Consider the following 24,386-nt stretch of genomic DNA (forward strand, 5'->3'; position numbering starts at 1 on the left):
AAAGTAACAGGTTATCCCTTTTTAAGGAAAGCAGGGGACAGGCACCCCCAAACCTTCTCCGGGCTGTATGCCTCCGGGCAGGAAGCCATGCCACATGCAAACGGCTAAACTGTTACACTTTACTGTTTTCTAAGTGTTTCAAATTCCTGGCAATCTTTTATCCGTTGGTTTCCAGCACATTTACTTCCTGTATTTTTCCGGGAAGTGTCAGTGAAATCCAGGTCTACAGCCTTCTCTGCAGCTTGTTCCGCACCAGTATTGCGACTAAGTTCAGTCCCAGAACCAGAAACATGAGTGTTAGTGCAGTGCCGTACTGCAGAGGTCTGGTCTGGTCTATGTTGACACCGGCTGTGGCCAGGACATAGATGTGATAAGGCATGGCCATGATTTCATCAAAAATCGAACTTGGGATCTTGCCGGTATAAAAGACAGCCGCGGTAAACATGATGGGAGCGGTTTCACCTGCGGCCCGGCTTACACCCAGGATCATGCCGGTAAGCATGCTTGGCAGCGCAGCAGGCAGGACCATCCTGTAAACGGTCTGCCATTTGGTGGCCCCGAGAGCCAGAGAGGCTTCGCGGTAGGACTGAGGAACGTTTCGCAGGGCTTCCTCAGCTGATCCGATAATCAGCGGCAGAATAAAGGCCCCCAGGGTAAGAGAGCCAGCCAGTAGACTGACCCCCATGTTCAGATAGAGAACAAAAAAGGCCAGCCCGAAAAGACCGTAGACAACCGAGGGCACTCCGGCCAGGTTGATTATGCCCATGCGTATGATTCTGGTCCATCTGCCGCCGCCGGAAAACTCATTAAGATAAATGGCAGTGCCCACACCCAGGGGAAAAGCCACCAGAATGGAACCCAGGCTTATATAGACAGTACCCACGATACAGGGCCAGATTCCCCCCTCGGTCATGGACTTTCTGGGGTGTTCGGTCAAAAACTCCCAGCTTATGGCACTGATCCCGTTAATGGCGATAAATCCCAGAAATAGGGCCAGGGCCAGTACGTTCAGGTAAATTGCGGCCCTGAAGATGGAAAAAGCGATGAACTGATTACGCTTGCGTGCAAAATTGGATCTCATTTTGGAATCTCTGCTGGATGGTTTATCAATTGCTTTTAAAGTGTGGCCGCACCTACCTGCTTATGTCTTTCCGACAGGTAGCTGGCCAGCAGATTGAAAAGAAAGGTGAAAACAAAAAGAACCAGGCCGATGGCAAAAAGGGCATGGTAGTGATCACTGCGGAATGGAACATTGCCCATTTCAGCAGCGATGTTTGCCGGCATGGGCCGCACCGGATCGAATATGGATTCCGGAATCATGGCCGCACCGCCGGCCACCATGAGCACCACCATGGTCTCCCCTATGGCTCTGGCTATTCCCAGGACTACGGCTGTGGATATTCCGGCCAGAGAAGCAGGCACTATTACTCTGGCAATGGTTTCCCATTGCGTGGCCCCCAGGGCCATGGAGCCTTCCTTCATATGTCTGGGTACGCTGTAGATGGCATCCTCGGATATGCTGGTAATGGTGGGCACAGCCATGAAAGCCAGCATAATGGAAGCGTTCAGTACATTCAGTCCCGTACCCAGATCGAACATCTCCTGCAGAAAAGGGGCGACAACAACCATACCGAAAAAACCGATGACTACGGTGGGCAGGCCCTCAATGAGCTCCACAATGGGCTTGATCACCGCCCTTGTCTTTGGATGCGCAATTTCGGCCAGGTAAATGGCGCTGAAAACTCCCAGGGGAATGGCCATGATCGAGGCCAGGGCCACTACACTGGCAGAACCGGCTATCAGCGGCAGAATTCCGTAGTCCGGGTTGATATCAGTTGGATACCATTCTTTGCCCAGGATAAAATCTCTGACTGAAATAACATCGAATATGGGAAGGCCTTCTAAGATCAGAAAAAGAAAAATCAGGGTCAGGATTATTATCCCGCTGGCCCCTACAATTAGAAAGACCCCGTGTACCAGGAGATCCTTTTTTTGGCTTGAAATAACTGCCATATGATTCACTTATGCTGGTGTTTTTTATAGTTATGATGAAAAATATTTATACCATTATGGAAATATTGAGGGAGCAGAGCAAACAGGCCTCTACCCCCTCAGTATTTTTTTGCCGCAGAACCGTTACCAGATGGGTACGTACCCGCCTTCTTCAATAAGCTCAGCGTTATCCGGATGCTGAATGTAGTTGATGAACCTGAGCACATCCCCGGAAGGCCAGTTGTTGGTAATCAGCCACAGGCTCCTGGAAACAGGATATTCACCTGATGCAGTGGTTGTGGATGTGGGCATTACGCCGTCAACCTTCACACTCTTGAGCCTGTCGGTAAGATAGCCCAGGCCGATATACCCTATGGCATGCCGGTTATCCTGCACTGTCTGGACAATGGCTCCGTTGGAGGCCAGCATTTGGGCCCTGGGAGTCAGGCGATCGCCCTTGAGTACCTCATCACTCCAGACAACGTAGGTACCTGAATCGGAGTCTCTGGAAATTATGGTGATGTCCCGGTCCGTTCCACCAACCTCTGACCAGTTGGTAATATCGCCGTTATAGATTTTCCTGAGCTCTTCCAGGCTCAGTTCATCTACGGGATTATCCGGATGCACCACAGGAATAATGCTGTCGTAGGCAATGACAAAGGGCACCGGATAAATTCCGTTTTCAACGGCCCGTTCTACTTCGCTGTCTCTTATCCACCTTGAAGTCTGGGCGATGTCAGTGGTGCCGTCGATCAAGGCCGCGATACCGTTGCCGGAACCTCCACCGGAAATGGAAAAATTGAAACCGGGATTGTCTTCCATGAAGGCCTCCGACACCACCTGTGAAACAGGCAAAACCGTGGTTGAACCGTTGATCTTAATCTCACCGGCCTTTACCGGAGCTGCCAACAGGCACAACCCAAAAACCAAAGAACCTAATAAAACCAAAACTCTGTTCATTTTAAACCTCCATAAAATTGTTGAAATTAAGACTGGATGACTGTCCAGCCCTGACTTGAGAAGTGTTTTAAGCATCTTTGGATTGTTTTGCATGCCGAACATGTGGTGATATTGTTACAATTGTGAAACAGTTAAAACAATTGTTTGCTGGCCAGCGAAAGAACATCTGCGAAAGGCTGTATTGTTCGAAAAGTAACCTCTTCGTAAAACTTTTGTAACAAACGAGGGATAAGTAATTCTCTGTTCATCAATACGAGTGTCCCTTAAGCAGGGACTACATCCAACATATCATTAAAAGAGGTTTTTTCATGAATTCTGAACAGATTCTGCCCAGCAATCCCTTATCCGGAGGCGTGGTCCAGGATATGGATCCCAATAAAAAAATCAGTCTGGACCAGGAGCACTGCTGTCTGGAGGTCAAGGACCTCAATCTTTTTTACGGCTCGACCCAGGCCCTGAAGTCCATTAACATGGAAATACCTGTAAAACGGGCTACAGCCTTTATCGGTCCCAGCGGTTGCGGCAAATCAACCCTGTTGCGCTGTTTCAACCGGCTTAACGATATGATAGATATATGCAGAGTACAGGGGGAGATAAAACTGGACGGAGAAAATATATATGATCCTAAAGTTGATGTGGCCGAACTCAGGCGCAAAGTGGGCATGGTCTTTCAGAAACCCAATCCTTTTCCCAAATCCATCTTCGACAATATCGCCTTTGGCTTGCGCCTCAAGGGCATAAGGAACAAAAAGCATTTAAGTGAAGTGGTGGAAAAATCCCTGAAAGGGGCGGCCCTTTGGGATGAGGTCAAGGACAGGCTGCATGAAAGCGCCCTGGGATTATCAGGCGGGCAACAGCAGAGGCTGGTCATTGCCAGGGCCATAGCCATTGAACCCAATGTGATTCTGCTGGACGAACCCTGTTCTGCTCTGGACCCCATTTCCACATCCAAGATAGAAGAGCTGATTTATTATCTAAAAGAAAGCTATACCATTGTAATCGTCACCCACAACATGCAGCAGGCAGCCAGAGTTTCAGACTTTACTGCATATATGTACCTAGGAGAACTTATTGAGTACAGGGATACCATCACCATGTTCACCAATCCCAGAGAAAAAACAACCGAAGAATATATAACCGGCAGATTCGGATAATTTCATCTTATCAGGAGACAGAATATGACACATTTGACACAGGAACTGGACAGGCTGAATATGAAGGTCATGCAGATGGTGGTCCAGACGGAGCAGGCACTGAGCAAGACCGTGAACGCTTTCTCCCGCATGGATGCGGATCTGGCCCAGGAAGTGGTGGATCATGACAAGCAGATCAATGAACTGGAAGTGCTCATTGACCAGCTTTGCCTGCGCCTCCTGGCCCTGGAGCAGCCCGTGGCCAGGGACCTGCGCTTTATCCTGGGGGCCATGCGCCTGAGCAAGGATCTGGAACGTATAGGGGACGAATCTGCCAACATATCCGATGCAACAATATTTTTAAGCCTGCATCCTCCCCTGGATTTTTACGACCAGATCCAGATCATGGGCCAGAAAGCCTATGACATGCTCCAGGAAGCCATAATCGCCTTTTCCTCTCCGGATACAGAAAGGGCCATAAATGTCTGCCGCATGGATTTCGAGGTGGATGAAATAAACTCAAAAGTCCTCAAGCTAAGCATCGAACATATGAGTCAAAACAGCCAGGCGGTTGAGCAGTGCGTACAGAGCATAAATATCGCCAGGCGCTTTGAACGGGTGGCGGACCTGGCCACCAACATAGCCGAAACCACCATGTTCATCGTTCAGGGCACCAGCATCAAGCATTCCTGCCTGTTTGACGACCGGGTTTAGTCAAAGCTACTAGTCCCCTGCTTTCCTTAAAAGCGCTGACAGATACGTTGGATGAAAGCTGACTATGTGAGCAGATCATTGGCTTGACAGGTATATTGTTAAAATATACAGATTAATTATGTATTACATGCTTGAAAAGGTAACAGGTTTTGACTGGGATGAAGGAAATTTTGACAAAAATCTCATCAAGCATGATGTTCAGAACTGGGAATGTGAGCAGGTTTTCTTTAATAAGCCTCTGATTATCCTTGATGACCACAGGCACTCACTGGTTGAAAAGCGACTGGCGGCTTTTGGAAAAACAGATGGCGGACGTCTCTTAACAATGATATTCACAATAAGGAAAAGCCTGATCAGGGTGATCTCAGCCAGGGACATGAATAAAAAGGAGAGGATATACTATCATGAAAAAGCACAATAGAATTCCACACTTTGAAAACGAAGACCAGGAAAGGGAATTCTGGGCTCATGAATCGCCTCTTGACTACTTTGATCCCAACGAGTTTAAAAAAATTTCCTTCCCTGACCTTAAGCCCTCCCTTAAGTCCATATCCTTAAGGCTTCCCGAGGCAATGATTGCTGAACTCAAGCTCCTGGCCAACAAAAAAGACATGCCCTACCAGAGCCTGGTGAAAATATTTCTGGCCAGGCAGATAAACGTGGAGCGCGGTTCACTCGCAAAAGATTTAGAGAATACCACAGATTATTTTGAAGGAGGCTGATGCCTTTCCTAAGAGCGATTCAATGAAAACCAGACAATGCATCCATTGTCACTGCCCGGTACCGGGCTTTCCACCCAGATGCGGCCTCCGAACGTCTTGATAATGTTTTTGCAGATGGCCAGCCCAAGTCCGGTACCTTTGACCTTACCCGGCTTCTTTTCAGGATAAAGAGGGGAGTCTGCACCGCGGTTCAGATTTACTGAAGGGGCGGACTTCTGGAATGTATATAAGGAAGGGATTTCATACAACCACCCCCGGCCCCTCCTTGGCTAAGGAGGGGAGCTACACCGTGGCCTGGATTTACTTGGGGGGTGAAAGCTTAATTAAGCTCCAGTCGGAGTATTTATACAGATGCATGCGACAGAGTGTTGCCACGCCTCGATCTGCTCCCCTCCTTGGCTAAGGAGGGGTTGGGGGTGGTTCGATATTTAACTCCCTTCCTTACCAGGCTTCTTTACAGGCTAAGGAGGGGAGCTACACCGTGGCCTGGATTTACTTGGGGGGTGGAAGCTTAGGCAACTCCCGGAAAATAGAATTATAAACCTCGGTGGGTGGCGACCTTTTAATTTTCTGCATGTTGCCCAGAACTCCCCACCCTAAAACTGTTACGTTATTTTCAGAAAGTTGCCTTAGTCAAATCCACCGTCTGTTGCCTGCCTGAAGCCGCTTGTTCACTATTCATGTCAGGCGGCATTGATTCTTTTTTCTATCGGGATTATAGTATTTTGTATGGATAACGAATGGATAAAACTGGATGTCCCAAAATTTATCACCTCTTATGAAAGAGGTTCCCAATGAATATTTGCCATTTTTGTGGAAACAGCAATTTTAAAGACACCGTCTGTGAGTATACCTACAAACGCGATGGCAGGATGTTGTTCGTGGAAAATGTGCCTTGCCGCAAATGCGGGTTTTGCGGTGAAACATATTTTCTGTCTGAAAATCTGAGAAAAATCGAAGCAGAGTTCGAAGCCATTCATTATCACGGCAAAAAGGCCACTGGTGAAATCGTAGTTCCGACTCAACATTTTGCAGATATCACCTCTGTTACTTAAAGATGGTAATCGTAACTTGCCAGGCGATTTGTTGCCTGATAACTTTATTGCAGTCATACCTAAGAGCGATTCAATGAAAACCAGACAATGCATCCACTGTCACTGCCCGGTACCGGGCTTTCCACCCAGATGCGGCCTCCGAACGCCTTGATAATGTTTTTGCAGATGGCCAGCCCAAGTCCGGTACCTTTGACCTTTTTCTTGTCCTTTTTGACCCTGTAAAATCTTTCGAATATCCTCTGCTGTTCTGCAGCCGGGATGCCGGGACCATTGTCCTGCACACCAACCCAGACCTGATTGCCCTCTTGCCTCACCAGCACCTGAATAAATCCCTCCCCGGGAACAAACTTAATGCTGTTTTCAAACAGATTCTGAAAGACCTGCCCCAGATATTCAGCTTCGCCACGAACCAGAAGCTGCCCTTCTTGCTCCAGTTCGCTTTCAAAAACTATGTTTTTGCCCTCGGTATAGTGACTGCAGTTATTCCAGGACTTGAATATGACCGCCGCCAGATCAACATCATCCAGTGCCACCTGGTCCTGAGTGGATTCAATGCGGGAAAGCTGCAAGATATCATCCAGAAGCCGAATCATGTTATCTGTATTCTTAATGACCACCTGGAGCAGTTCAGTACCTTTTTCCTGCATAATATCGGGATGTTGCAGCATAGTCTCGGTATAACCCTTGATGGAGGTCAAAGGAGTGCGCAGCTCGTGCGAGGCATTGGCCACAAAATCCTTGCGGATGCTTTCCAGATTCTTGAGGTCCGTGATGTCGTGCAGGAGTATAATTGCCCCGATATTCTGCTGGTCTGACGGAGATACCACATGCACATCATAAAATTTCTCTTTGATTTCCAGTTCCATGGTCCGGGTCTGCTTCATGGAATTTCCCAGAACCTCCTCACAGGCCGCCTGCAGGCTGTTGTTGAAGAAAATCTCCACCGGCTTTTTTCCGTTTATGGTGTCCAGATGCTGGAAAATTTTCTTGAATGACTGATTGCAGCTGATGATTCTGCCTTGATTGTCTAAGGCAGCCAGACCGTCCTTGATGCCGTTTACTATTGTCTCCAGATCGGATTTCTGTGAAGAAACCAGCTCCATGCTCTTTTCAACATCTTCAGCCATGCGGTTGATGGCCTCCACCAGAGGATCAAACTCCCTGCCGGGAGAGTCCTGTATGCGCTGCTGAAAGTTGCCCTGGCCGATGGACTGGGCCATTTTGATCATGGGTTTGAGCCGGAAAGTCAGGTAGGTGACCATGAGATAGACAACTATGCAGCTTAAGAAAAGTGAAAGCAGAACAAACTTCCACAGATTTGCGCTTACATGTTGAAAATAAGGATGCAGGCCGGAAAAAGGGGTAACCAGCCTCAGATATCCGGTATCCTCCTGTTCTGAAGAAAGATCTATCCTGGTGGCCATATAGAGCCTCCTGTCATCCTCCCAGGGATCGGAAGCCGTGTGATAGCCGGTTTCATGCCTGGCCTGCACAACCTCAGGATAATCAATATAGCTGGACATGCCCTCGAATTCCTCCCGGTGCTGGCGGGAATCGGCAATGATCATACCCTGGGCGTCCAGGACGGAAACCCGGGCATCATCAAGAAAATCCAGGGATTTTAGAATACTGTCCAGCTTTTCAGGCTTTTTTTCTTCCTCCTGTGCAATTATCCACTGAACGATCTCCATTCTTTCCTGGACATATTGCAGGTGCTGGCTGTCCACCTTTTGCTCCACAGACTGGATGAAGTAATTGGAAGGCACAGCCAGCGAGAATACAAGTACCAGCCAGAAGGATACAATGAGCTTGACTTTGAGGGAAAATTCTCTTTGCATGCTTTTTTCAGAGCCCGCAATGTTGTTTTATGCTTACTGCAGTTTTTCTGTACTGAATTTATATCCCAGCCCCCTGGCGGTCTGAATCAAATCTGAGTAGGGTTCAAGCTTGGCCCGCAGTCTGCGTACGTGGGTATCAACCGTACGGGCGTACCCCTCAAACTCGTAGCCCCAGACATTGTTTAAAAGACGTTCCCTGGTGAGCACCCTGCCCTCGTTTTGAACCATTTCCTGGAGCAGCTTCATCTCCGTAGCGGTGAGGCTTACATTAATACCGTCCACCTTGAACTCCATAGCCTCAAAGTCAAACTCCAGGCCTTTATGTTTCCAGATCCTTTCCACACCGGAATCAGACCTGTACTCCCGGCGCAGCACCGCCTTGATGCGCAGAAGAAGCTCACGGATGCTGAACGGCTTGACCACGTAATCGTCAGCGCCCAGCTCAAAACCCACCACCCGGTCCATCTCTTCGCTCTTGGCCGTGACCATGATGACTATGATGTCCTTGAGTTTGTCATCCTTTTTCAGGCGGCGACAGACCTCCAGGCCGTCCATGTGCGGCAGCATCAGGTCCAGGATGATCAGTTCAGGCTGCTCTTCTCTGGCGATTTTAAGCCCGTCATAGCCGTTGTCTGTGAGAAACACCCTGTACCCTGCTGCTTCCAGATTTATGTGCAGCAGGTTCTGGATATCCTCTTCATCCTCTATGACCAGGATCTTGCTTTTTTTCATGCTGCTTACCTTTTTTGCAATGGTTTTAAAGGCTGTTAATTCAACCTTGATGCCATAATATGAAGTCTGCGTTACAGTTTGATGACAACCGGCCAAAAATGTTGGTAAGCATTCTGGGGGTGCCGGAATCACGCCTCTAGCGTGACCAGGGGACAGTCCCGCACTTATTTTTTTCTGATAAACATTCAGATGTGAGCTTTATAAAAATAAGTGCGGGACTGTCCCCAGGCCTGGTGCCAGGGACTAAAACTGAGTACCCCCTGAATGCTTACAAATGTTGGAACCGGCAACTTCATAAAAACAGACTGGAGCATGATTATCAAGTCAGGAAAGCAGGAGCAGGCGCATGTGCAGAATATTCCTGCTGCTAAAAAAGATTCAGGCTGGACTTAATATAAGGTGGGCATTAATTAACAGGCATCAGTCCACCCTCGATAACATCCCAAAATAATGAACAGGGTGCAATCAGGAATTTTCATTTACATATTGTTGCAGCCTGTCCATGCCTTTCTCTATGTTTTCCAGGGAGTTGGCGTAGGAAAACCTGATATGGCCTTCAGCGCAGTCGCCGAAATCAATTCCCGGGGTAACGCCCACTCCGGCCTTTTCCAGGATATCAAAGGCCAGCCGGTAGGAATTCATAGACAAAAAACCGGCATCGGCAAGTATATAAAAGGCCCCGGTGGGTTCAGCTCCAATGCCGAAACCCATACCCTTCAGTCTTTCCAGCATGTACTTTCGTCTCTGATTGTAGACCTCTTTCATATGACTGACATCCGCCCGGGCCTTTTCCAGTGCTGCCACAGCTGCCCATTGGGCCACGGAATTGGCGGAGATAAAAAAGTTCTGATGCAGGGTCTGCAAAGTCCTGACAAAAGGCTCCGGGGCAATGAGATAGCCCAGACGCCACCCGGTCATGGCATAAAGCTTGGAAAAACCGTTCAGGACAAAGGCCCTGTCGGTAAATTCCAGGATGCTTCTCTCCCTGCCTTCGTAGACCAGGCCGTGATATATCTCGTCCGAGACCATCCAGGGACCAAGTTCTGCCAGTTCCTGCAGGACCTGATCCGTCAGGAGATTGCCCGTGGGGTTTGAGGGTGAATTTATAAATATGGCTTTGACATCCCGGCTCAGATGTTTTCTGACCTTATCCGGATGCAGTTGAAACCCGTCTTCCCGGCTGGTGGGAATTTTTATCTGCCTGCCCCCTGCAAAACAGATAAAGCTTGGATAGCAGGCATAGTGGGGATCCGGCAGGATGACTCCGTCCCCTGGATGCAGCAGGGTAGAAAAAAGCAGCAGCATGGCCGGGGATGTCCCTGAAGTAACCAGGATTCTGTCGGGATCCACCTGCACCGAGTAATTGTTCTGGTAATGCCTGCTGATGGCCTGCCTGAGTTCCGGGATGCCCAGGCTGTGGGTGTAATGAGTGCAGCCTTTGTGCATGGCCTCATGTGCTGCCTCTTTGACACATTCCGGGGTATCGAAGTCAGGCTCTCCAATCTCCAGGTGAATTATATCCCTGCCGCCCTTTTCCATCTCCTTGGCCCGCTCCAGGATTTCCATGACGTAAAACGGCTTTATCCCGGAACAGCGCTCTGCAATGCTTGCTTCAGACATGATGATTACAGGTTTACCTGCAGCCCCTTCTGCTGCAGATACTTTTTGACTTCGGTGATGCTCAGGGTGCGGTAATGAAATACTGAGGCCGCCAGCAGGATCTGCGCCCCGCCATCAACAACGCCCTGGTAAAAATGTTCCAGCTCCCCGGCTCCCCCGGAGGCCACCACAGGCAGATCAACAGCATCAGATATGGCCCGGGTAAACTCCAGGTCATAACCGTTTTTTGTGCCGTCTCCGTCCATACTGGTGGGCAGAAGGCATCCTGCACCGCGGTCCTGGCATTCCCGGGCCCAGGCCACTGCGTCCCTGCCTACGGGTCTGGTGCCTCCGGATACTACCAGTTCAAAACCGGAGGGCATCTGCGGGTTGCGCCGGCCATCCAGGGCCACGGTGACCCGGTGAGATCCGCATTCTCCGGCCGCCTGATCTATAAGTTCAGGGTTTTTGACCGCGGCGCTGCTCATGGAAACCTTGTCCGCCCCGGCATCCAGGACCATCTTGATATCGTCCAGGGAGGATATGCCTCCTCCCACGGTAAGGGGAATGCTTATCACCGAGGATACGCTGCGTACCCACTCCAGCCGGGTCTTTCTGTTTTCCTGGGTGGCGGAAATATCCAGGATGGCCAGTTCATCCGCCCCCTGACGCTGGTAAAAGGCCGCATGCTCCATGGGATCTCCGGCATCGGTTATGTTTACGAAGTTTACTCCCTTGACTACCCGGCCTTCCTTCATATCCAGGCAGGGCATAATCTTGACTGTTTTCATGTATTATTTCCTTATGGTGTTTGGATTGCCACTAAAGCGAAACTTATTATTGACCTTCGGGGACTGTCCTGCACTTAATTTACTGAACACAGTCGGAGCTGCGAATAACTGAAGGTAATTGAGCATTTAGAACGAACCACCCCCGACCCCTCCTTAACCAAGGAGGGGAGTAGACCGTGCTGAAAACTTAATTTTGATGCATAGAAACCACGAACCACGAACCAGGAACTGGGAACTGGGAACCAAAAAAAGGTCAATGAGCATTTAGAACGAACCACCCCCGACCCCTCCTTAACCAAGGAGGGGAGTAGACCGTGCTGAAAACTTAATTTTGATGCATAGAAACCACGAGCCACTAACCAGGAACTGGGAACCAGGACACACAAACCAGGAACCAGGAACTGGGAACTGGGAACCAGGACACACAAACCAGGAACCAGGAACTATGAACCAGGAACCAAAAAAGTAGTTACTTGTAAGTTTCGCTGCTGTGATATCGTGATGTTTCAAACATCGGTAATGGTAAACTGTCCGTCCCGGTAAATGGTCAGGACCTCTCCACTCTTGAGGTATGCATGCACCTCTTTGGGTTCGGTGCTGACAAGATCCCAGTGCAGGGCGGAGTCGTTGAAACCCATTTCCTCCTTGAGTTCAGGCGTCAGCTGTGATGAATCTTCGGCAAAGGTGTCTGCATAGGAGGCGCCCAGGGCAATATGGCAATTGCCGTTGTCTCCGCCGAAATTTTCATCAAAAAGGGTGTGGGCCATAAAACTGCTGATGCGGGAGAAACGCTTATCCGTCAATGAAAATTCCCCCACCATGGACGCTCCTTCATCCATTCTGACCTGCTTTTTTAGGAATTCTTCACCCTCTTCAGCGCTGATTTCCTGCAGTCTGCCGTCCTTGAACTCAAGCCTTACCCCGCGCACCAGGTTGCCGCTGCGGTAGGACGGCTGGTCTGAAAAGAATACGCCCTGGGTTTTCCTGTAGTCAGGAGAAAGAAAAAGCTCGAAGCTGGGGATATTATGCCCTGAAAGGCCAACCCACCTGCGTTTTTCCCCGGGGTACACCTTCAGGTCCGTATTTTTTGACAAAACATGAAAGTATTCCACATCCATACTGTCTAACCATTCTTTTATCCGCTTAGATTGCTCGAATATATCCTCCCAGATAAAAACCGGATCATCCTTGTCCAGGTAAACCGCCTGCACAATCTGATTTTTGTACTCCTCCAGGGTAAGTCCGGCTTTTGCAGCCAGCTCATCTGTGGGATAAAGACAAAGGCTCCAGCCGAAGCTGCCTTGGGATTCCCGCCGTTCCAGGATATCGCGCAGATATTTCTTGGCCACTGCAAACCTGCCGATCCTGGAAGGATCTATATCCCTTAGATGCGTAAGGGACTGCGGGCCAAGCAGGGATATCATCCCGTTGAGGCTGGAATAAAGTTCCCTGTCCCCGGGCAGCTGAAAATCGAGATGAGAGTCATGGGCCATGGTAAAGAATGTCTTTTCAATTTCCTCCGGAGGTATAAGACGCAGAACAGGATGATACTGTTGCTGCAGAAACATGCGGAAAAGTTCGTGAGCCAGTGGAATGCAGCTCAAATCCGAGCGGATAAGAACAATATCCCCGGGAGCAAAGGGATGCTTCCTGGCCTTGCGCATGCCCCAGAACATTACCTGTGCATATTTTTCAAGTTCTTGCTGGGTAAACAACTGGCTTCTCCTTAAAGTTTAACATTTAGTTTGCGGGCAAGATCTTTTTTTTGATTTTCTTCAAAAACAAAATCCAGGGCCGGTGACAGGCCCTGCTCCCGGCGATATTCCTGGTTCAGTTCATGATAGTTGAGGGCGGTTTTTTCATGAGAATCCAGGCCCAGTTCAATGGCTGTGCCGTGAAAACTTTCCTGTGGTCCTTCCAGCTCCACAAAGCTGCCGAAAGGAAGGATATCCAGGCAGATCATGGTCTCCCCAAGGCTGCAGATCCTGCGGAACTTTTCATATCTAAGACAGGGTCTGAAACCCAGGTGAGAGAGTATTATCCGGATCTCATCAGGATTATCCACTCCGCTCTCAAACTCCTGTCTCTGCTTGCAGCTGGAATCTGCTCCGTCAACAGGCAGTTTCAAAGTAATTTTGCCGCCCTGCCCTTTCCTGATTCGCAGCAGTTCATCCCTGCTGCGTAACCGGCCGTCACCGGTGTCCAGCACCAGGTTCTCTTCAAAATACCAGTGGGTGCAGGACAATCCAAGACGTTCCATGCGCTCCAGAATCGGTGCAAAGTCCGAAACAAAATATTTCAGTTCTGTTTCCAGAGTCATCTTATAAATACCCGGGGGCTCGAAACTCCAGGTCCATTTCCTTCATTTAAAAAAACAGCTTAACATCTTTACAGGGCCGGGGAGGCTTATGTTGACAGATCAACAAACACGCCCTTCAGTACCTTTATAATACCTAAAAATCAATATTTTACATGCTCCCCTTCCTGAAAGAGGCTCAAAAAATAAAAAATCCAGTTGTTTTCCACCAGGGAAAAATTTTCACCCGGATCATAAAACTGTCCTGGAAAATGTTTTCATCTTTACCTCTGGACAAAAGCTTTGGATTGTTGCACATTATCACATTATGAATCGCAGAGAAAAAACCATGCTACCTGTTAAGCGCTTTGAATGAGGCATGGAAACTGACTCTCCCCTGCTTTCCTTAAAGGCGCTGAACAGATACAACCATGCAGACAAGGACATGATCCGGGAATGTAGATGGTTTTCAGGGTGTTGAGATTGCATCTGCCAATTGTCAATTTTACTTTGTTAATGGCAAAATTTCAGCTTGGCAATGGACGGACTTAGTGCTAAAAAGCACAAGCAGTAAGCAAGAAACTAAACAAAAATCGTAGGAGGTAGTTTATGTCAGTACTTGTATTTGGACACAAGAACCCGGATACCGATTCCATATGCGCAGCCATTGCGGTGGCTGACTTGAAAAGCAAGCTGGGGCTGGACTGCAAGCCTGTCACCCAGGGAGAACTGACCCCTGAAAGCAAGTTTGTCTTAGACAAATTCGGACTGAGCGCTCCGGAAACAGTGACCTCTGTAGCCGGCCAGAAAGTCATTCTTGTTGACCATTCCGACCTGGCCCAGAGCCCGGACGACCTCAAGGAAGCCGAGATCCTGGGGATTATAGACCACCACAAGCTTGGTGACGTGACCACCCCCAATCCTCTGGAGTGCTGGATCTGGCCCGTGGGCTGCACATGCACCGTGATCAAAGCCATGTACGACTTCTACGGAGTGGAACTCCCCAAAAACATTGCCGGAGCAATGCTCTGCGCTATCCTCAGCGATACGGTAATTTTCAAGTCCGCCACCTGCACCGAAGACGACAAAAAGGCCTGCGAAGCCCTGGCCGGCATTGCCGGAGTAAGCGATATCACCTCCCTGGGCATGGAAATGTTCAAGGTCAAATCCGCAGTGGACAAAGATACTCCCAGGGACCTTATCTTCCGGGATTACAAGGACTTCAGCATGGGCGGCAGCAAAGTCGGCATCGGACAGCTGGAAGTGGTGGATCTTTCCATTGTCGAACCAGTTAAGGACGCCCTGTACGAAGAAATGAAAAAGGTCAAGGAAGAAGGAGGACGCAACGCTGTATACCTGATGCTCACTGACATCATGAAGGAAGGCACCGAACTTCTGGTTCTGGCCGATGACCCTGAACCGGTGAAAAAGGCCTTCGGAAAACCCGTAGAAGGCACATCTGTATGGCTGGACGGCGTAATGAGCCGTAAAAAACAGGTTGTTCCCAATTTTGAAAAAGCTTACGGTTAAGACAAACCTATAGATGACAGATCAGCAAAAACCCGGCTCCGGCCGGGTTTTTTTATTGACGATGGGACTGTTGACTTCTGGAAAAAAAATTAATATATGATTCTCTTATCATTCATTCGGGCCAATAGCTCAGTTGGCAGAGCCACCGGCTCATAACCGGAAGGTCCCAGGTTCAAATCCTGGTTGGCCCACCATTTTAAACAAAACAAGACTGGAGAAGCGGCTGGCGGAAAAAAAATTCTGCACATAGCCCTGTAAAAGCAGCTTCCCCCAGGTTCTTTTTTGTGGATTATAAAAGAAAGGATCAGCATTGTACAGCGGCAAACGCAAGCTTCCAATACTGCCCGGTACAGGGCCTGAAAGCGCATTCCAAAAGGTGCTTCCTGCGGATAAAAACAGGAAAGCACCTTTTTTTATTCCCAAATGATCTAAAGCAAGTGTTTTTTAATGAAATCATAAGGATAAGCCTGAATGCAGCTGGATGAATTTATCAGCACCATAGAAAAAGACGCTCCACCCGGCCAGGCACTGGAGTGGGACAACTCCGGGATGCAGGTGGCCACTTCCAGGTCTCATATCAAAACAGTGGGAATGTGCCTGGACCCCCTGCCGGAAAACATCAGCCAGGCCCTGGAAAAAAACTGCGATTTTATACTCTGTCATCACCCTCTGAGCATTAAACCCCGGCTGCCGGACAAAGTCGACACCTTCCACCACGTGCTAAGCCTTCTTTTCCAGGCAGATACAGCTCTTTACAGCGCCCATACCTCCCTGGATGTCAACTCCAGCGGTCCCGTCTCCTGGCTTTTGCGTGAAATGGACCTGGAAAATCCCCGCATAATCATGCCCACCGGCAGGGTGCACCATGAACAACTCCGATTCCATCCACCTGTTGAGCTTTCCGGAAGAAAAAAAGCCCTTCTCCATGACGTAGAGCAGATATATGAAGAAAATGGACACATCTCCCGGGTTCTGGTGCGAAGTGAGCTTGCAGACCGCTTCCTGCAACGCCTGGAGGCGGATGCCGGTCCGGTTGATTGCCAGCGCAGATACTCTCCCGGGGACGACATGATTTTCGGCCTGGGCCTTATGGGCTCATGGAAAGAAAAAGTATCCTTTTTCAGTTTCATGGACAGACTACAGAGTGTACTCGGTATGGAGAACTTTGTGTGCATGGGCCAAAGACCGGCATATGTCCAGAAGGTGGCATACTGCCCAGGTTCCGGGGGTGACCTGGCTTCCAGGGCCTTTGCCATGGGTGCTGACGTTTTTCTCACCGGAGACGTCAAGTATCATCAGGCTCTGGACATCCAGGGCACAGGATTCGTCCTGGATGTGGGGCATTTCATACTGGAGGAAAAGATGATGTACTCCTGGTATCAGAGCCTTGAGCGTACTGTGCCGGGTATAAATTTTCACTATATCAAAGGAAAAACACCCATGCACATATCGGGTGTTCATGCCTTGAAATCAGTTTAAGGGGAGGATCAAATTGAGCAAATACATAGAGCAGATTAAAAAGTTGGTCAGCCTGCAGGAGATCGACACCGAGCTCATCCAGTTGAAAAATAGAATGGAAGAAGCTCCCAGGCACCTGGAAAACCTGCAGAACGAACTGAAAAACCTGGAAGAACAGAAGTACCACATTGAAGAAAGGGTCAAACTCTTATCCGAGCAGAAAAAAAAGCTGCAAAGCGATATTGACCAGGATGGGGACAAGATAAAGAAAAGCAAAAACAAGCTCATGATGGTCAGCAACACCAAGGAATACCACGCCATGATGCGGGAAATGGACAACCTGGAAAAGCTGAACCGGTTCCGGGAAGAGGAACTGAACAACCTTCTTGAAGATCTACAGGCTCAGCAGGCCAAAAAAGAAGAACTAAACAATCAATTCCAATCACTGCAGGATGAACTGGCCACCACCCAGGCCACCCTCGACAGCGAGCTCCAGCAGATTCAGGAGCGTATCCAGGAACTGGAAAATGACCGGGAAAAAGCCTGCGCCGATGTTCCGGTGCCTATACTGTCCCGCTACAATTTCATTAAAGACAGGCTGCACAACCCGGTGATCGTCTCTGTCAGGCAGAGTGTCTGTACCGGCTGTTTCATCAGCATCCCCCCGCAGTCCTTCGTGGAAATCCAGAAAGGAGAACAGATACTCAGCTGTCCCAACTGTCAGAGGCTCATTTACTGGGAGGAACATTATTCCGGAAATCCGCAATAAATAAGTTTCTGGAATTGCTCTTCTTGCTTTAATTAAGTTAAGTAATTATATTTTTCGTGGGAGTTGGACAGGCCATCGCCCCCGCACTTACTTTTCTATGGGTAGATTTTTCCTGGATAAAAGTAAGTGCGGGGGAGGAAAGTCCGGGCTCCACAGGGCAGGACGCTGGGTAACGCCCAGCGGGGGCGACCCCGGGAAAGTGCCACAGAAAACAGACCGCCCCGCACTTACTTTTATTTACGCCCCGCACTTACTTTTTTAAGACTCTAAGGCTCATAGCTGATCTGCAGGGACATAATTCCTTAATAATCAGCCAGAAGCCCTTTGGAAAAGTAAGTGCTGGGCGTTGATAAAAGTAAGTGCGGGGTAAGGGTGAAACGGTGGGGTAAGAGCCCACCAGCTGTCGCGGCGACGCGGCAGGCTTGGCAAACCCCGTCCGGAGCAAGGCCAAATAGGAAGGCGCTTGAGGCCGGCCCGGCCGAAGCCTTCGGGTAGGCTGCTGGAGGCCTGGAGCAATCCCGGTCCCAGATGAATGATGGCCCGTTTTCCAGCGGAAAACCGACAGAACCCGGCTTATCGTCCAACTCCCCTTTTTTAAGGAAATTGAGCATGAATATATGGGCTGTACTACTCGCTGCCGGCAAAAGCTCCAGACTTCAGAATCAGGGACAGGTGCAAAAAAAGCAGTTTCTAAAGTACCATGGCCTGCCTCTTTTCTGGCACAGCGTTCAGACATTCGCCCGCAACCCGCAAATAAAAGGTCTTGTAGCAGCATTCCCCGCAAAAGACCTGCAACAAAGCCAGAGTGAAGTCCGGGACCTGCAGAAAAAAAGGGATCCGGGCATTGCCCTTGTCTGCGTCGGCGGCGGCGCTCTTCGCCAGAACTCTGTATTCAACGCCATGCAGGCTCTGCCTCCCGAGTGTACACATGTCCTGGTACACGACGCAGCCAGGCCCTTTTTTTCCCCCCGACTCATCACATCCCTGATCCGGGAATTTTCTCCAGGACTCGGCGGCGTCATCCCGGGCATCGAATGCAAAGACACCATCAAGGAGCTTGACGGCGACCAGGTCCTGAAAACCCTGCCCAGGGACAGACTTACAGCAGTACAGACCCCTCAGTTCTTCAGCATGCAGGCACTGCGGGATGCTCACCAGCAGGCCCTCAAACAGGACTTTACAGCAACTGACGACGCATCTATGCTGGAAGAATGCGGTTACCGGGTCAAAGTAATTCCCGGCGAAGAAAAAAACATCAAGATAACCACATCCGAGGATCTGCAAGTGCTGGCAAGCCAGGAAAAAAGCGCCCTGCCCTGCACCGGGCTGGGCTACGACGTACACCGCTACGGTGGAGACCGGCCCATGATCCTCGGCGGACAGCCCATTCCCGGAGCACCGGGTATTCATGCTCACTCAGACGGGGATGTACTGGTACACGCCTTAGTGGATGCCATACTGGGCTGTCTGGGCAAGGGAGACATCGGAGATTTATTTCCCGACACAGATCCGGCCAATGAAAATTTAAGCAGCATGGTCTTTCTAAGCGAAGTCCTGGCCATGGCCCAGGCTGAAAAACTGGAACTGGTGCATATTGATATAACCATCATCGCCCAGAAACCGAAGCTCGGGCCACATAAAAGCTCCATCAGGTCCAACCTGGCAGGAATCACCGGCATTGACCCCGGCCGGATAAATATCAAGGCCACCACCGAAGAGGGGCTGGGCTTCACCGGATCAGGACAGGGAATCAAGGCGATGGCCTTGGTCAGCGCCCTCAGGCATAAACAGGAATCCGCCCATTAAAATGCATGTCATGAACAGACCGCATCTGTTTACTCCAGCAGAAAACTACACCAAAAGCAAACACACAGAAATATCAGGAAAATAATAATGCTCATCTACAATACCCTGCACCGCGCAAAAGAAAAGTTTGTCCCCCTGGAGCCAGGCAAGGTAAGAATGTATGTCTGCGGCATCACCGCTTATGATTACTGCCATATCGGGCATGCCAGGTCCTGCGTGGTCTTTGATGTACTGGTGCGCTACCTGCGTTACCTGGGATACCATGTCAGCTTTGTCCGCAACTTTACCGATGTGGACGACAAAATCATAAAAAGGGCAGAAGAAGAAGGCCTGGATTCGGACCAGGTGGCCGAGAAATATATTGAAGCCTTTTATCTGGACATGGATGAACTAAACGTCCTCAAGGCGGATGTGGAGCCAAGAGCCACCCGGCACATAGAGGAAATGATCCAGGTTACAAAATCTCTTCTGGACAAGGGCTTCGCCTACATTACTTCCGGCAAAGACATCTACTTCCGTGTGCGCAGAATGCCCCGTTACGGACAACTTTCCGGCAGAAACATTGAAGAACTCCAATCCGGATCAAGGATAGCCCCGGATGAAGAAAAAGAGGACCCGCTGGACTTCGCCCTGTGGAAGACGGCCAAACCCGGTGAACCGTCCTGGGACAGCCCCTGGGGAGCCGGCCGGCCGGGGTGGCACCTGGAATGTACCGCCATGAGTGAGAAATATCTGGGCATACCCTTTGACATTCATGGCGGGGGCCAGGATCTGGCCTTTCCCCACCATGAAAATGAGAAAGCCCAGAGCGAGGCGGCTTTCGACAGGGAATTCGTAAAATACTGGGTACACAACGGGTTTGTCCGGGTTGATTCAGAAAAGATGTCCAAGTCCCTGGGCAATTTCATAACCATCAGGGACATAATGAAAGATTTCCACGGGGAAGTACTGCGCTTTTTCCTGCTGACAAAACACTACCGCAGTCCCCTGGACTATTCCGACGGTTCCCTGGAAGAGACGGAAAAGGCCTTAAAAAGGGTGTACTGGGCCAAGACAGGTTTACAGAAGGAACTGCAAAAGGAAAAATGGAGCAAAGGACAGGGCTTTCCGGAAGCTTCCCAGGAATTGCAGGATCTGGCCAGCAAATGGGACCAGGCCATGCAGGACGACCTGAATACAGCCGAGGCCGTGGGTTATGTATTCGGTCTGGTGCGCCTGGCCAACCGCATGCTGGAAGACAAGACTTTCCGCAAAAGCGAGGCTGGCAAGGAGATTATACAGCAAATGCTGGGCATGCTTGAAGGCTGGGGTGACGCCCTGGGAGTTTTCCAACGCTCCGGGGAAGAATTCCTGGAACAATTGAAGCTTATGCGCTGCAACCGGCTGGATATTGATCCCCAGACTGTACAGGAAATGGTTTTGAAACGACAGCAGGCCAGAAAAGACAAAGACTTTGAAACCGCCGACAATATCCGGGAAGAACTCACCGCCAAAGGCATCGAGGTCATGGATACCCCGGAAGGACCCAGGTGGGACTTTGCCTGATACTGTTTTGAAAAGGGCTTTATTTCCCCTGTCATTGCCCTGACAGCCGGAAAATCATTAAACTCCATCGCCGAACATGGAACCTTCTTCTACCCAGCCCCGGATTGCTCTTGGCTCCCAGCTCATCAGCTGTCCGGATGTTCTTACCCTGGGGGTGCTTCCCAACCTCGAGGATTATCCGGCATGGAAGCTGGACATGATTCTCCAGGCCGAAAAAATATATTTTCCCACTTCCCTTTATGCTGATCTGTTTCAGGTCATGGGTAAAAAAATGTTTCCCAGCGTGAATACCTACCGTTTCCTGGGGGACAAGATCAAACAGACCCTTCTTTTTCAGCTTCAGAATCTGCCTGCTCCCAGGACCAGGTTTTACTTCGGCCCAAGGCAGCAACAGTTCATTACCAGAGACTTCTCTTTTCCCTTCATAGCCAAAAAAGCCAGGGCATCCTCCATGGGTGACGGGGTCTGGCTTATTCATGACCAGAATGAACTGGACAGCTACCTCTCGCAGAATCAGCCGGCCTACATCCAGGAGTTTCTGGACGTGGACGACGATTACAGGGTTGTGGTTGTGGGCGATGAAGTCGCTCACGCCTACCGCAGGATACCGGCCAGGGGAAGCTTCAAGGCCAATATTTCCCAGGGAGGTACAGTGTGCCTGGAAAATATCCCCGGAGATGTGCTTGAGCTTGGACTCAGGGCCGCCCAGGCCTGCGGCTTCGACCTGGCCGGCATTGATATCTGCCAAAGCAGGGAAAAGCTTTATATACTGGAGGCCAACATGAAATTCGGCACCAGGGGATTTCATTGTGCAGGCCTCAGTTACCGGGCCATACTCAACAAAAAGGTTTCAGAGGGCAGAGTCTGATATTTTCACAAATAAAAGTTGATTCCGGAAGCCGAAAAATATATTTTCCGTATCCACAGCATACTCAAACACACACCCCCAGGCAGTAAAAACACATGTCAGCAGAACTGAACAAAGCCAGAAAAAACCTGACCAACATCCCGTCTCTCATGAAACAGGACAAGCTCCTGGCCGCAGTAACCGCCCTGCAGGAAGGACTTACCACCTTTCTCAAGGGCAACCTGATGCAGAGCGAAAAAAAGGAATTCCTGGAAATGATCGACCGCTCCCTGCACGCCCTGAATTCCAACCAGGCTCTTCGCCAGGTCTACCCGGTTCTGCTGAAACTTGAACCGGGCAAGGAAAAGGAGCTGCTGCAGAACGTGAGGGAACTGCAAAGCGCCCTGCAGGAGGAAATGACTTCAGAAGCCAAAGAGTCGCTGGCGGAAATGGAAAAAAGAAAAACAGACACCCTGGAAAAAGCCCGCAGCCTGCTCAAGGAGGGGCAACAGGACAAAGCGGATGCCTCTTTGCGCAAACTGGTCCGCGAGTTCACAGACGATTTTGATCTGAAGATAAACATAGCTGATATTCTCATAAGCGCCGAAGCTTATGAAAAGGCCCTGGACTATCTGAAGATGGCCTACAGGGACAACCCCAGGTCAGTTCACATTTACAACCGCCTGGGAATGGCCCTGCGCAAACTGGGCAGGTTTGAAGACTCTGAAAAAGCATATAGTCAGGCCCTGAAAATAACTCCCCAGGATGAATATCTGCACTTCAACATGGGCCGGCTTTACATGGATATGCAGCAATGGAACAAGGCCCTGCACTCCGCTTATAAGGCACTTGAGATAAACCCTGATTTTGAACAGGCCCGCAAAATGCTCCACTATTCCCAGAAAAAAATTTAGTTTACACTTCTAAGGCGGGCTTTGCCCGCAACCCAATAAATGAAAGAGTTTTTTGACAGGATTAACAGGATTAAGAGATTGATGAAGAGAAAATCATCTTTGTCCTGGCTCCCAGTTTAATGCCCTTCGGGCTTGCTCTGCGAGCAATTAAACGGGACAGGCGGAAGCCAGGCCAAAAGGTTATCACTCCAGCACTCACTTTTTTTCCGGCTCTCATGAATCCCAGAAGAAAGTGAGTGCTGGATGGTTAATGCAATCTGCGGCTTCCGGCCGCAGATTGCTTATCCTGTCCATCTATGCCTGCCACGCGTCTTTGGCGTGGTTAATCCTGTCCAAGTTTCTTGTTTTTTATGACAAGATTTCAGCAGTAAGCCACATAGGCGTCTGGCACAAATTTGAACCAGACAGGCTGGTAACTTCTTCGGACGCTCCGCGTCCAAAATAACCGCAGGAGCGGTTGAAAAACGTTCCTACGCAGAGCGTGGGAACGATAAGATAAGTATGGGGGTATGGGGGTATCCATGTGTGGGTGTAATGATATTTTAACTCCCATACGCCCATACGCCCATACTCCCATACTTCTTAAGTCCGTGGGTGGTTGTTTGAGATCCCTTCCATAAAACTCCCCTCCTTAGCCAAGGAGGGGCCGTGGGTGGTTGTTTGAGATCCCTTCCATAAAACTCCCCTCCTTAGCCAAGGAGGGGCCGGGGGTGGTTGTTTGAGATCCCTTCCTTCGCCATACCTCCACATCACCAGTCAGACCCCTTGATAAAAAACCGGATTCCAGCCAGGCTTGAATTGTTGGTGGTTTATAATTATAGTCCGTATCCGGCTTGCCTGAAAGATCCCCGGGGATAAACCGTTTTGCGGGACATATTGAACTGACATGTTATCCTCAGGCCCAAATCAAGGCATGCCGCAATAAACTTCAAAAAAACCAAGCCCGGAATCAGGTGAATCCCTATGGCTAACTCAAGACAGTACCTTATTGAAGACCTTTCATACACCAATTCATGGCGTCTTTTTAAAATCATGGCCGAATTCGTTGACGCCTTTGAAAAAATGAATGACCTGGGGCCTGCGGTGTCCATTTTCGGTTCAGCCAGGCTGAATCCGGATGACGAATATTACCGCATGGCATACGATATATCCAACAGCCTTTCCCGTTCCGGCTTCAACATCATTACCGGAGGAGGTCCGGGCATAATGGAAGCGGGCAACAAGGGAGCCTATGATGCCCAGGGCAACTCTGTGGGTCTGCATATAAAGCTGCCCTTTGAACAGAAAGCCAATGATTATATAAATCTCAGATGTGATTTCAGGTACTTTTTTGTCCGCAAGGTCATGTTTATAAAGTACGCCAAGGCATATGTAGTCATGCCCGGCGGACTGGGTACCATGGACGAACTCCTGGAGACCCTGGTCCTGATGCAGACCCGAAGGATCAAACCTTTTCCGGTTATCCTTGTGGGCAGGGACTTCTGGGACGGCCTTTTAAACTGGATGACTGAACAGATGGTCTCCAGAGGCTACATGAAGAAAAGCGATTTTTCCCTCTTCTGCATGGCGGACACTGCCGATGAAGTTGTGGACCTGATTAAAAACAAGGTGGACCTGCACTCTTTTCAGAAAAACGGCGTTGCATGTCAGAAGACGGACACTTCCCAGGAAGAGCCTGTATAAAT

The 24,386-nt window shown here is 49.7% G+C and carries 24 protein-coding genes, 1 tRNA gene and 1 other RNA gene; 16 read left to right on the forward strand and 10 right to left on the reverse strand.

All coding sequences use genetic code 11. The features are described from left to right. Positions 1-223: 223 nt before the first annotated feature. The 3 genes from pstA to DTHIO_RS03530 form a co-directional block, all read right to left on the reverse strand. Positions 224-1,081 (reverse strand): phosphate ABC transporter permease PstA, encoded by an 858-nt coding sequence (pstA, locus tag DTHIO_RS03520; protein WP_008868973.1) that lies wholly within the window; start codon positions 1,079-1,081, stop codon positions 224-226. A gap of 35 nt (positions 1,082-1,116) precedes the next feature. Continuing rightward, positions 1,117-2,013: a phosphate ABC transporter permease subunit PstC gene (gene pstC, locus DTHIO_RS03525; RefSeq protein WP_008868974.1), complete on the reverse strand. Its 897-nt coding sequence runs from the start codon at positions 2,011-2,013 to the stop codon at positions 1,117-1,119. A 123-nt stretch (positions 2,014-2,136) separates the two neighbouring features. Continuing rightward, a complete protein-coding gene (locus tag DTHIO_RS03530; RefSeq protein WP_008868975.1) occupies positions 2,137-2,952 on the reverse strand; it encodes a PstS family phosphate ABC transporter substrate-binding protein in 816 nt (271 codons plus the stop codon). A gap of 365 nt (positions 2,953-3,317) precedes the next feature. Between DTHIO_RS03530 and pstB the strand changes: the two genes are divergently transcribed. The 4 genes from pstB (at position 3,318) to DTHIO_RS03550 (ending at position 5,521) form a co-directional block, all read left to right on the forward strand. Beyond that, on the forward strand, positions 3,318-4,106 hold the full coding sequence (gene pstB / locus DTHIO_RS03535; protein WP_244156328.1) for a phosphate ABC transporter ATP-binding protein PstB: 789 nt from the start codon (positions 3,318-3,320) through the stop codon (positions 4,104-4,106). Between the two features lie 24 nt (positions 4,107-4,130). Next, on the forward strand, positions 4,131-4,799 hold the full coding sequence (gene phoU, locus DTHIO_RS03540) for a phosphate signaling complex protein PhoU (protein WP_008868977.1): 669 nt from the start codon (positions 4,131-4,133) through the stop codon (positions 4,797-4,799). A gap of 118 nt (positions 4,800-4,917) precedes the next feature. Beyond that, complete coding sequence (locus DTHIO_RS03545) at positions 4,918-5,220, forward strand: BrnT family toxin (protein ID WP_008868978.1); 303 nt, start codon at positions 4,918-4,920, stop codon at positions 5,218-5,220. Then, positions 5,204-5,521 carry a BrnA antitoxin family protein gene (locus DTHIO_RS03550; protein WP_008868979.1) on the forward strand — a complete coding sequence of 106 codons (318 nt, stop codon included), beginning with the start codon at positions 5,204-5,206 and terminating at the stop codon, positions 5,519-5,521. Before DTHIO_RS03545 ends, DTHIO_RS03550 begins: the two co-directional genes overlap by 17 nt. Before the next feature lie 8 nt (positions 5,522-5,529). On the opposite strand, the gene DTHIO_RS03555 is transcribed toward DTHIO_RS03550, so the two are convergent. Beyond that, positions 5,530-5,769: an ATP-binding protein gene (locus DTHIO_RS03555; RefSeq protein WP_040417480.1), complete on the reverse strand. Its 240-nt coding sequence runs from the start codon at positions 5,767-5,769 to the stop codon at positions 5,530-5,532. 546 nt (positions 5,770-6,315) lie between these two features. Here DTHIO_RS03555 and DTHIO_RS03560 point away from each other — a divergent pair. Further along, entirely contained in the window at positions 6,316-6,576 is a 261-nt protein-coding gene (locus DTHIO_RS03560) for a YgiT-type zinc finger protein (protein WP_008868980.1), read from the forward strand. Positions 6,577-6,635: 59 nt separating this feature from the next. Here the strand turns inward: DTHIO_RS03560 and DTHIO_RS03565 are convergent, their stop codons facing one another. Beyond that, entirely contained in the window at positions 6,636-8,414 is a 1,779-nt protein-coding gene (locus DTHIO_RS03565) for a sensor histidine kinase (RefSeq protein ID WP_008868981.1), read from the reverse strand. A 33-nt stretch (positions 8,415-8,447) separates the two neighbouring features. Next, positions 8,448-9,146, reverse strand: a complete 699-nt coding sequence (locus DTHIO_RS03570; RefSeq protein ID WP_008868982.1) for a response regulator transcription factor — start codon at positions 9,144-9,146, stop codon at positions 8,448-8,450. A 264-nt stretch (positions 9,147-9,410) separates the two neighbouring features. Between DTHIO_RS03570 and DTHIO_RS22625 the strand changes: the two genes are divergently transcribed. Further along, positions 9,411-9,539 carry a hypothetical protein gene (locus DTHIO_RS22625; protein ID WP_279614609.1) on the forward strand — a complete coding sequence of 43 codons (129 nt, stop codon included), beginning with the start codon at positions 9,411-9,413 and terminating at the stop codon, positions 9,537-9,539. Between the two features lie 72 nt (positions 9,540-9,611). Here the strand turns inward: DTHIO_RS22625 and DTHIO_RS03575 are convergent, their stop codons facing one another. The 4 genes from DTHIO_RS03575 to DTHIO_RS03590 all read right to left on the reverse strand — a co-directional run bounded on the left by DTHIO_RS03575 (position 9,612) and on the right by DTHIO_RS03590 (position 13,856). Further along, positions 9,612-10,766, reverse strand: coding sequence for a pyridoxal phosphate-dependent aminotransferase (locus DTHIO_RS03575; RefSeq protein ID WP_008868984.1), 1,155 nt, complete (start codon positions 10,764-10,766; stop codon positions 9,612-9,614). 5 nt (positions 10,767-10,771) lie between these two features. Next, positions 10,772-11,536, reverse strand: a complete 765-nt coding sequence (gene hisF / locus DTHIO_RS03580) for an imidazole glycerol phosphate synthase subunit HisF (protein WP_008868985.1) — start codon at positions 11,534-11,536, stop codon at positions 10,772-10,774. A gap of 506 nt (positions 11,537-12,042) precedes the next feature. Then, a complete protein-coding gene (locus tag DTHIO_RS03585; RefSeq protein ID WP_008868986.1) occupies positions 12,043-13,251 on the reverse strand; it encodes an aminopeptidase in 1,209 nt (402 codons plus the stop codon). An 11-nt stretch (positions 13,252-13,262) separates the two neighbouring features. Continuing rightward, a complete protein-coding gene (locus tag DTHIO_RS03590; protein WP_008868987.1) occupies positions 13,263-13,856 on the reverse strand; it encodes a class IV adenylate cyclase in 594 nt (197 codons plus the stop codon). 585 nt (positions 13,857-14,441) lie between these two features. Here DTHIO_RS03590 and DTHIO_RS03595 point away from each other — a divergent pair. From DTHIO_RS03595 to DTHIO_RS03640, 10 genes are all read left to right on the forward strand, one after another. Further along, complete coding sequence (locus DTHIO_RS03595) at positions 14,442-15,362, forward strand: manganese-dependent inorganic pyrophosphatase (RefSeq protein ID WP_008868988.1); 921 nt, start codon at positions 14,442-14,444, stop codon at positions 15,360-15,362. Positions 15,363-15,480: 118 nt separating this feature from the next. Beyond that, positions 15,481-15,556: transfer RNA gene (locus DTHIO_RS03600), tRNA-Ile, on the forward strand. A gap of 277 nt (positions 15,557-15,833) precedes the next feature. Beyond that, entirely contained in the window at positions 15,834-16,841 is a 1,008-nt protein-coding gene (locus DTHIO_RS03605; protein ID WP_008868989.1) for a Nif3-like dinuclear metal center hexameric protein, read from the forward strand. Positions 16,842-16,854: 13 nt separating this feature from the next. Beyond that, entirely contained in the window at positions 16,855-17,589 is a 735-nt protein-coding gene (locus tag DTHIO_RS03610) for a zinc ribbon domain-containing protein (RefSeq protein ID WP_008868990.1), read from the forward strand. A 59-nt stretch (positions 17,590-17,648) separates the two neighbouring features. Next, positions 17,649-18,181, forward strand: an RNA gene (gene rnpB, locus DTHIO_RS21950) — RNase P RNA component class A. Between the two features lie 17 nt (positions 18,182-18,198). Next, a complete protein-coding gene (gene ispD, locus DTHIO_RS03615) occupies positions 18,199-19,395 on the forward strand; it encodes a 2-C-methyl-D-erythritol 4-phosphate cytidylyltransferase (protein ID WP_008868991.1) in 1,197 nt (398 codons plus the stop codon). An 87-nt stretch (positions 19,396-19,482) separates the two neighbouring features. Continuing rightward, entirely contained in the window at positions 19,483-20,940 is a 1,458-nt protein-coding gene (gene cysS / locus DTHIO_RS03620; protein ID WP_008868992.1) for a cysteine--tRNA ligase, read from the forward strand. Between the two features lie 76 nt (positions 20,941-21,016). Beyond that, positions 21,017-21,808, forward strand: a complete 792-nt coding sequence (locus DTHIO_RS03625; protein WP_008868993.1) for an ATP-grasp domain-containing protein — start codon at positions 21,017-21,019, stop codon at positions 21,806-21,808. 95 nt (positions 21,809-21,903) lie between these two features. After that, the gene (locus DTHIO_RS03630) at positions 21,904-22,701 is read left to right on the forward strand and encodes a tetratricopeptide repeat protein (protein WP_008868994.1); all 798 of its coding nucleotides are present in this window, start codon (positions 21,904-21,906) and stop codon (positions 22,699-22,701) included. A gap of 963 nt (positions 22,702-23,664) precedes the next feature. Continuing rightward, positions 23,665-24,384, forward strand: a complete 720-nt coding sequence (locus tag DTHIO_RS03640) for an LOG family protein (RefSeq protein WP_008868996.1) — start codon at positions 23,665-23,667, stop codon at positions 24,382-24,384. Positions 24,385-24,386: the final 2 nt, after the last annotated feature.

The organism is Desulfonatronospira thiodismutans ASO3-1 (assembly GCF_000174435.1).
GTDB lineage: Bacteria > Desulfobacterota > Desulfovibrionia > Desulfovibrionales > Desulfonatronovibrionaceae > Desulfonatronospira > Desulfonatronospira thiodismutans.

Bases quoted from the DNA above. Each gene is read 5' to 3' on its own strand.
- pstA (WP_008868973.1), bottom strand. From the start codon at position 1,081: ATGAGATCCAATTTTGCACGCAAGCGTAATCAGTTCATCGCTTTTTCC.
- pstC (WP_008868974.1), bottom strand. From the start codon at position 2,013: ATGGCAGTTATTTCAAGCCAAAAAAAGGATCTCCTGGTACACGGGGTC.
- DTHIO_RS03530 (WP_008868975.1), bottom strand. From the start codon at position 2,952: ATGAACAGAGTTTTGGTTTTATTAGGTTCTTTGGTTTTTGGGTTGTGC.
- pstB (WP_244156328.1), top strand. From the start codon at position 3,318: ATGGATCCCAATAAAAAAATCAGTCTGGACCAGGAGCACTGCTGTCTG.
- phoU (WP_008868977.1), top strand. From the start codon at position 4,131: ATGACACATTTGACACAGGAACTGGACAGGCTGAATATGAAGGTCATG.
- DTHIO_RS03545 (WP_008868978.1), top strand. From the start codon at position 4,918: ATGTATTACATGCTTGAAAAGGTAACAGGTTTTGACTGGGATGAAGGA.
- DTHIO_RS03550 (WP_008868979.1), top strand. From the start codon at position 5,204: ATGAAAAAGCACAATAGAATTCCACACTTTGAAAACGAAGACCAGGAA.
- DTHIO_RS03560 (WP_008868980.1), top strand. From the start codon at position 6,316: ATGAATATTTGCCATTTTTGTGGAAACAGCAATTTTAAAGACACCGTC.
- DTHIO_RS03565 (WP_008868981.1), bottom strand. From the start codon at position 8,414: ATGCAAAGAGAATTTTCCCTCAAAGTCAAGCTCATTGTATCCTTCTGG.
- DTHIO_RS03570 (WP_008868982.1), bottom strand. From the start codon at position 9,146: ATGAAAAAAAGCAAGATCCTGGTCATAGAGGATGAAGAGGATATCCAG.
- DTHIO_RS22625 (WP_279614609.1), top strand. From the start codon at position 9,411: ATGCTTACAAATGTTGGAACCGGCAACTTCATAAAAACAGACTGGAGC.
- DTHIO_RS03575 (WP_008868984.1), bottom strand. From the start codon at position 10,766: ATGTCTGAAGCAAGCATTGCAGAGCGCTGTTCCGGGATAAAGCCGTTT.
- hisF (WP_008868985.1), bottom strand. From the start codon at position 11,536: ATGAAAACAGTCAAGATTATGCCCTGCCTGGATATGAAGGAAGGCCGG.
- DTHIO_RS03590 (WP_008868987.1), bottom strand. From the start codon at position 13,856: ATGACTCTGGAAACAGAACTGAAATATTTTGTTTCGGACTTTGCACCG.
- DTHIO_RS03595 (WP_008868988.1), top strand. From the start codon at position 14,442: ATGTCAGTACTTGTATTTGGACACAAGAACCCGGATACCGATTCCATA.
- DTHIO_RS03605 (WP_008868989.1), top strand. From the start codon at position 15,834: ATGCAGCTGGATGAATTTATCAGCACCATAGAAAAAGACGCTCCACCC.
- ispD (WP_008868991.1), top strand. From the start codon at position 18,199: ATGAATATATGGGCTGTACTACTCGCTGCCGGCAAAAGCTCCAGACTT.
- cysS (WP_008868992.1), top strand. From the start codon at position 19,483: ATGCTCATCTACAATACCCTGCACCGCGCAAAAGAAAAGTTTGTCCCC.
- DTHIO_RS03625 (WP_008868993.1), top strand. From the start codon at position 21,017: ATGGAACCTTCTTCTACCCAGCCCCGGATTGCTCTTGGCTCCCAGCTC.
- DTHIO_RS03630 (WP_008868994.1), top strand. From the start codon at position 21,904: ATGTCAGCAGAACTGAACAAAGCCAGAAAAAACCTGACCAACATCCCG.
- DTHIO_RS03640 (WP_008868996.1), top strand. From the start codon at position 23,665: ATGGCTAACTCAAGACAGTACCTTATTGAAGACCTTTCATACACCAAT.